Here is a 6776-nt window from a genome sequence, read left to right on the forward strand (position 1 = left end):
GCATATTTTGTGGTATTTCGTTTTGTAGTATAAATGCTTTCATTAAATTTGCCGTCAGAAAATTACTAATACCAAAATATTTTATCTAATGAGTTTAAAAATTGTAGTATTGGCAAAACAAGTTCCTGATACTCGTTGTGTTGGGAAAGATGCCATGAATGCAGACGGAACAATTAACCGTTCTGCTCTTCCGGCAATTTTCAACCCGGAAGACTTGAATGCCTTGGAGCAGGCTCTCAGACTGAAAGACGCTCATCCTGGTTCTACTGTGACTATGTTGACTATGGGTCCGGGTCGTGCTGCAGAAATCATTCGTGAAGGTTTATATAGAGGTGCTGACAACGGCTATCTGCTTACAGACCGTGCTTTTGCAGGTGCAGATACACTGGCAACTTCTTATGCTCTTGCAACTGCCATCCGTAAAATTGGCGAGTATGACATCATAGTTGGTGGTCGTCAGGCTATCGATGGTGATACAGCTCAGGTTGGTCCACAGGTTGCTGAAAAACTGGGATTGCCTCAGATTACATATGTAGAGGAAATCCAGGAAGTGAAAGACGGACGCATCCGTGTTAAACGTCATATCGACGGTGGTGTTGAAACTGTAGAAGGTCCATTGCCTATTGTGTTGACAGTAAACGGTAGCGCTGCTCCTTGCCGTCCGCGTAATGCAAAACTGGTTCAGAAATATAAACGTGCTCTTGGCGCACAGGAAAAGGCTGCCATAACAAAAGATGGTGCTGAACTTCCATACGCTTCGCTTTACGAAAACCGTCCGTATCTGAATATCACTGAATGGAGTGTAGCTGACGTAAACGGTGATACAAAGCAGTGCGGTCTGTCAGGCTCTCCTACAAAAGTTAAGAAGATTGAAAACATTATCTTCCAGGCTAAGGAAAGCAAGACTATCACAGGAAGTGATGCTGATGTAGAAAACCTTATTGTTGAACTTTTGGCTAACCACACTATAGGATAAGACTATGAATAATGTATTTGTATATTGTGAGATGGAAGGCAGCCATGTTGCCGATGTAAGTCTCGAACTTTTGACTAAAGGTCGTAAGTTAGCCAATGAGTTGGGATGCCAGCTTGAAGCTATTTGTGCCGGAAGCGACCTTACTGATGTAGAAAAACAAGTTTTGCCGTATGGAGTTGACCGTGTTCACGTGTTCGATGCTCCGGGGCTGTTCCCTTATACTTCTCTTCCTCATTCATCTATTCTCGTAAATCTTTTCAAGCAGGAAAAACCTCAGATCTGTCTTATGGGTGCTACCGTTATCGGTCGTGACCTTGGCCCTCGTGTTTCTTCTGCACTGACAAGTGGTCTGACTGCCGATTGTACTCAGTTGGAAATAGGTAGTCATGAGGATAAAAAGGCAGGCATTACATACGAAAATTTGCTTTATCAGATTCGTCCTGCTTTCGGTGGTAACATCGTTGCTACTATCATCAATCCTGAACATCGTCCTCAGATGGCTACAGTGCGTGAGGGTGTGATGAAGAAAGAAATTCTTGATGAAAACTATCAGGGTGAAGTGATTCGTCATGATGTGGCTAAGTTTGTTCCTGAAACAGACTATGTAGTGAAAGTTATCGACCGTCACGTAGAAAAAGCTAAACACAATCTGAAAGGTGCTCCTATTGTCATCGCCGGTGGTTATGGTATGGGTTCTAAGGAAGGTTTTGACATGTTGTTCGAACTTGCAAAGGAACTCCATGCTGAAGTTGGTGCAAGCCGTGCAGCTGTTGATGCCGGATTCTGCGACCATGACCGTCAGATTGGCCAGACAGGTGTAACTGTTCATCCTAAATTGTATATCGCATGTGGTATATCAGGACAGATTCAGCACATTGCAGGTATGCAGGATGCAGGTATTATAATCTCTGTGAACAATGATGAGAATGCTCCTATCAATGCGATTGCAGACTATGTGATTAACGGAACAGTGGAAGAAGTGATTCCGAAAATGATTAAGTATTATAAGAAAAACAGTAAATAATGGCAAACTTTTATACAGAACATCCGGAACTCAAGTTTCACTTGAACAATCCGTTGATGGAGCGTATCTGTCAGTTGAAAGAACGCGATTATAGAGATAAGGAAGAATACGATTATGCACCACAGGACTATGCTGATGCAATCGATTCATATGATAAAGTGCTTGAAATAACAGGCGAAATTACAGGTGAGGTGATTGCTGCCAATGCTGAAGGCGTTGACGAAGAAGGTCCTCACTGTGCAAACGGACGTGTGGAATATGCATCTGGTACAAAAGCTAATCTTGATGCTATGGTTAAGGCCGGACTTAACGGTATGACTATGCCTCGCCGTTACGGTGGTCTTAATTTCCCTATCACTCCATATACTATGTGTGCAGAAATCGTAGCACAGGCTGATGCCGGTTTCGGTAATATCTGGTCTCTTCAGGACTGTATCGAAACTCTTTATGAGTTTGGTAATGAAGACCAGCACAGCCGTTTCATTCCTCGTATCTGTGCAGGTGAAACAATGTCTATGGACTTGACAGAGCCGGATGCAGGTTCTGACCTTCAGAGTGTGATGCTTAAAGCTACATACGATGAGGCTAATAACTGCTGGCGTCTGAACGGTGTTAAGCGTTTCATCACTAATGGTGATGCTAACTTGCACCTTGTACTTGCGCGTTCAGAAGAAGGCACTCACGACGGTCGTGGCCTTTCTATGTTTATTTATGACAAGAATGACGGTGGGGTAGATGTACGTCGTATCGAAAACAAGCTCGGTATCCACGGTTCTCCAACGTGTGAACTTGTATATAAGAATGCCAAGGCTGAACTTTGCGGTGAACGCAAGTTGGGACTTATCAAGTATGTTATGGCACTTATGAACGGTGCCCGTCTTGGTATTGCTGCTCAGTCAGTAGGTCTGAGCCAGGCTGCGTACAATGAAGCTTTGGCTTATGCTAAGGATCGTAAGCAGTTCGGTAAGGCTATCATTGAATTCCCTGCGGTATATGATATGCTGGCTACTATCAAAGCTAAACTTGATGCAGGTCGTGCTCTGTTGTATCAGACTGCACGCTATGTGGATATCTATAAGGCTCTTGATGATATTGCACGCGAACGCAAACTTACTCCGGAAGAACGTCAGGAACAGAAGAAATATGCTAAGTTGGCCGACAGCTTCACTCCTCTTGCCAAGGGTATGAACTCTGAATATGCCAACCAGAATGCATACGACTGTATTCAGGTTCACGGAGGTTCAGGTTTCATGATGGAATATGCTTGCCAGCGTATTTATCGTGATGCACGTATCACAAGTATCTATGAAGGTACTACCCAGTTGCAGACAGTTGCAGCTATCCGTTATGTAACAAACGGTGCTTATGCAGCTACTCTTCATGAATATGAACTGATTCCTTGCGCTCCTGAATTCGAAGGCTATATGAACAGAATTAAGGATATGACTCGTAAACTTGAGGCTTGTACTAATGCTGTTAAGGAAGCGATGAACCAGGAACTGCTTGATTTCGTAGCGCGTCGTCTGTACGAAATGTCTGCAGTCTGCGTAATGAGTCATCTGTTGCTGCAGGATGCTACTAAGGCTCCTGAACTGTTCGCTCAGTCACTTAACGTATATGTTAATTATGCTGAGTCGGAAGTTGAAAAGCATTTCAACTTTATCCGTAAGTTCAGTGCTGAAGAGCTTTTAAACTACAGAAAATAATATTTGAAGAATAAATAGTTTTCGGAGGACTTGGTATTGTAAATATCTTGTCCTCCGATTTTTTTTGTTTTTACTGCTCTGTTTATATCTTTGTACAGAATAAAAAACGTGTTTATGGCAAAAAAAGAAGAGTACAAGATAAAGAATCAGGAATTTCTGAAGGAAATGTCTGCTGAGGAAGGTGTGGTGCAACATCCTTCGGGCATACTTTATAGAGTTATCAACAGTGGAGACGGCAAAGTATCGCCGGTTGACAGAAGTATAGTTTCTGTACATTATCGTGGTACGCTTATAAATGGCAGAGAGTTTGATAATTCATGGAAACGTAACTGCCCTGAGGCGTTGAGACTGACTGATGTGATTGACGGTTGGCGTATAGCCTTGAAACTGATGCATGTGGGCGACAGATGGATGGTGTATATCCCATATAATCTGGGATATGGAACACGTGCATCAGGGCCTATACCTGGGTTTTCGACATTGATTTTTGAGATAGAACTGTTGGGTATAGCTTGAATATTAACGTTTAATAAGGTGCCCGTATTTTTTTCTTAGCCAGAAATTGAATCCTAATAATAATGGCAGGGAAATCAGCATTGGCAGATAGAACAATGTTTCCGAAGGAATTGAGACATTCGAAATTCTGTTGGTAATATCTGTCAATGTTATGTTTGTATAACTTATAATGATTAATATACATGCTGTGAGCATTAACAATGATGTAATTATTATGGCAACGAATGTTCTTTTTTCACGTTGCTTTTCCTCAAGTAGGATTTTTTCGTTTATTTTTTCCATCATTTTATAGCTGAAGTTGCTTGGCAAACGGAATTTTTGCTGCATGCCAACAGCTTTTCTAATACATCTGTCTGTGCTTTCAACTTTGAATTTATCTGAATTTGTTGCTTTTCCCATTATAGTTCCTCCTCTTTCTTCATTAGAATATATAGCTTTTTTCTGATCCTGTGGAGTTTTACTTTTATAAAACTCTCTTTTACGTTTAGTATCTGCTGTATTTCCTGGATTGTTTTCTCCTGCTCGTAGAATAACGTTATCAATGCTCTTTCGTCAGATTGTAACATTGTCAATGCTTTATATAGTTTATTGATGTTTTCTTCCGAGTCGTCATTCATCGTTTCATCTATTTCTGTATCAGATATGGTGTTCCATATCTTTTCGTCATATACGTTTACCTCAGGTTCTTTTTTTCTGGTGAATGATATTGCTGTGTTGTAAGCTATTCGATAGAGCCATGTAGAGAAACTGCTTTTTGCATTAAATGATGAAAGGTTTTCAAAACATTTCATGAATGTGTCTTGTGTCAGCTCTTCGGCGTCTGCTTCTGATCTGACAATTCGGACAATAAGACTATATACTTGTTGTCCGTATGTGTCAAGGAAATACGTGAACTCATCTGTTTTTCCTGACAATATTCTTGTTATAATATTTAATTCCTCATTTTTCATTTGTTTATTTAGACGCAAGAACAGCTTTAAGGTTACATCTGGTATAATTTTTTTCTTTTTTGTAGTAACTATATTGTAACCTTTAGCTTGAACTGTCGTCTAATATGGCAAAGGAACAAATTTTTTAATATTTAAATATCACATTTATGGAAGAATTAATGATTGTGGCAAATGTGGCCATCGTTTTCGGAACTATTTACAAGTTGTTCGAATTGTTTGTAGGAAAAAAGGAACGTCAGATGTTGATAGACAAACTCTCTGAAAACTCTTTGACAGAGGGAAAGTTTAAGGGGCTTAATATGTCGTCTTCATATTCTGCACTCCGTTTCGGGTGTCTGTTGCTTGGTTTAGGACTTGGTATCTTGATTGGGTATATCATCATATGTAATTCCTTGCCTGAGTATTGGATTGATGAGGCGAATAGACAAGTTAGAGAAACTGCTTCAATTATATACGGGGCCAGTACTTTGTTTGGTGGCGGATTAGGTATGATTGTAGCTTTCTTGGTAGAGGTGTTTCGAAGTAAGGATAGAAAGTGAAAATTTAAATTAATATCATCGTAACATCCTGTTATTCTGATTGTAATACGGCGTAATTAATTTTGCAGTGTCTTAAAAAAACAGGAGGACTGAATATGAATGAAGTTAATTATGTAATAGAAAGTTTGCCAAATGGTGAGTTTTATGCTTACTTGCTAGATTACAATCAATGTTGTGCTTATGGCGAAACTGAAAATGAAGCTATAGAAAATCTTCAAGATATATCACATGATTTCTTTAATGAAATAAGTTCTGTTTTCACTCTTGAAGATATGGCATAGTGATGATTATGCTAAATTATTAAATTAATAAAAACACTCTCTTTCTTTCCTGAGGTCGTGTCTGTGTGATACAGGTATGGCCTTTTTTATTTATTATAATGTGTGTAAATTTTATCCTTCTATCTGTCTTTTATATCCAATTACTTTTTCAATTGCTTTTTTATTTTGATTTACAGTATATTACGCCAAAAGTGATATTTTTTTTGAAAAAAAGTCGTTTAAACTATTGCGGGAATGAAAAAAGTCTGTACCTTTGCATCCGCTTTCGAGAGGGAGAGCGGTTAAGTTGACATGCTGAAGCTGAGTAAGGAGATATGAAAATCCTTTTGAGTATCTTACCTTGAAGTAGCAAGGGAGCGAGAAAGAAAGTCTGGTTTTCAAACTGAAAAAAAACTTTTTCAAAAAAAATTAGAAAAAGTTTGGTAGTTAAAAATAAATTCCTTACCTTTGCAAACGCTTTCGCTTCCAAAACGAAAGAAAGTTCTTTGAAAGATTTTAGATAAACAAACAGAATGTAGTACAAGCGTCACATTATATAATATGTGATGAAAAGTAAGAATAAACCGTCAATTTTAAAGATAAAACGGTATCCTGAACAGAGACAAAAACACATCCTGACGGATGTACAAGATATTTTACAATGAAGAGTTTGATCCTGGCTCAGGATGAACGCTAGCTACAGGCTTAACACATGCAAGTCGAGGGGCAGCGGGATTGAAGCTTGCTTCAATCGCCGGCGACCGGCGCACGGGTGAGTAACGCGTATCCAACCTTCCGTTTACTC

At 39.6% G+C, this 6776-nt stretch carries 8 protein-coding genes and 1 rRNA gene; 7 read left to right on the plus strand and 2 right to left on the minus strand.

Features of this window, described 5'->3' with window-relative positions:
- Positions 1-88: 88 nt before the first annotated feature.
- The 4 genes from OCV82_RS07590 (at position 89) to OCV82_RS07605 (ending at position 4222) form a co-directional block, all read left to right on the plus strand.
- The gene (locus tag OCV82_RS07590; protein WP_154043843.1) at positions 89-976 is read left to right on the plus strand and encodes an electron transfer flavoprotein subunit beta/FixA family protein; all 888 of its coding nucleotides are present in this window, start codon (positions 89-91) and stop codon (positions 974-976) included.
- Positions 977-980: 4 nt separating this feature from the next.
- Entirely contained in the window at positions 981-2000 is a 1020-nt protein-coding gene (locus OCV82_RS07595) for an electron transfer flavoprotein subunit alpha/FixB family protein (protein WP_154043844.1), read from the plus strand.
- Entirely contained in the window at positions 2000-3706 is a 1707-nt protein-coding gene (locus OCV82_RS07600) for an acyl-CoA dehydrogenase family protein (RefSeq protein ID WP_154043845.1), read from the plus strand. The genes OCV82_RS07595 and OCV82_RS07600 overlap by 1 nt, the downstream gene beginning before the upstream one ends.
- 114 nt (positions 3707-3820) lie before the next feature.
- Entirely contained in the window at positions 3821-4222 is a 402-nt protein-coding gene (locus tag OCV82_RS07605) for an FKBP-type peptidyl-prolyl cis-trans isomerase (protein ID WP_154043846.1), read from the plus strand.
- Positions 4223-4225: 3 nt separating this feature from the next.
- On the opposite strand, the gene OCV82_RS07610 is transcribed toward OCV82_RS07605, so the two are convergent.
- Together OCV82_RS07610 and OCV82_RS07615 are read right to left on the minus strand one after the other, a co-directional pair.
- Entirely contained in the window at positions 4226-4621 is a 396-nt protein-coding gene (locus OCV82_RS07610) for a hypothetical protein (RefSeq protein ID WP_154043847.1), read from the minus strand.
- A complete protein-coding gene (locus OCV82_RS07615) occupies positions 4621-5172 on the minus strand; it encodes an RNA polymerase sigma factor (protein ID WP_154043848.1) in 552 nt (183 codons plus the stop codon). The genes OCV82_RS07610 and OCV82_RS07615 overlap by 1 nt, the downstream gene beginning before the upstream one ends.
- Positions 5173-5318: 146 nt before the next feature.
- Here OCV82_RS07615 and OCV82_RS07620 point away from each other — a divergent pair, with 146 nt between their 5' ends.
- The 3 genes from OCV82_RS07620 to OCV82_RS07630 all read left to right on the plus strand — a co-directional run.
- Positions 5319-5711, plus strand: a complete 393-nt coding sequence (locus OCV82_RS07620) for a DUF6249 domain-containing protein (protein ID WP_154043849.1) — start codon at positions 5319-5321, stop codon at positions 5709-5711.
- Between the two features lie 95 nt (positions 5712-5806).
- A complete protein-coding gene (locus OCV82_RS07625) occupies positions 5807-5992 on the plus strand; it encodes a type II toxin-antitoxin system HicB family antitoxin (protein WP_154043850.1) in 186 nt (61 codons plus the stop codon).
- Between the two features lie 637 nt (positions 5993-6629).
- Positions 6630-6776, plus strand: a 16S ribosomal RNA gene (locus tag OCV82_RS07630); the annotation flags it as partial.

Source organism: Bacteroides cellulolyticus, assembly GCF_025567135.1.
Taxonomy (GTDB): domain Bacteria; phylum Bacteroidota; class Bacteroidia; order Bacteroidales; family Bacteroidaceae; genus Phocaeicola; species Phocaeicola cellulolyticus.

Excerpts from the sequence above, each read along its gene's own strand:
- OCV82_RS07590 (WP_154043843.1), top strand. The coding sequence starts at position 89 with ATGAGTTTAAAAATTGTAGTATTGGCAAAACAAGTTCCTGATACTCGT.
- OCV82_RS07620 (WP_154043849.1), top strand. The coding sequence starts at position 5,319 with ATGGAAGAATTAATGATTGTGGCAAATGTGGCCATCGTTTTCGGAACT.
- OCV82_RS07595 (WP_154043844.1), top strand. The coding sequence starts at position 981 with ATGAATAATGTATTTGTATATTGTGAGATGGAAGGCAGCCATGTTGCC.
- OCV82_RS07610 (WP_154043847.1), bottom strand. The coding sequence starts at position 4,621 with ATGGGAAAAGCAACAAATTCAGATAAATTCAAAGTTGAAAGCACAGAC.
- OCV82_RS07625 (WP_154043850.1), top strand. The coding sequence starts at position 5,807 with ATGAATGAAGTTAATTATGTAATAGAAAGTTTGCCAAATGGTGAGTTT.
- OCV82_RS07600 (WP_154043845.1), top strand. The coding sequence starts at position 2,000 with ATGGCAAACTTTTATACAGAACATCCGGAACTCAAGTTTCACTTGAAC.
- OCV82_RS07615 (WP_154043848.1), bottom strand. The coding sequence starts at position 5,172 with ATGAAAAATGAGGAATTAAATATTATAACAAGAATATTGTCAGGAAAA.
- OCV82_RS07605 (WP_154043846.1), top strand. The coding sequence starts at position 3,821 with ATGGCAAAAAAAGAAGAGTACAAGATAAAGAATCAGGAATTTCTGAAG.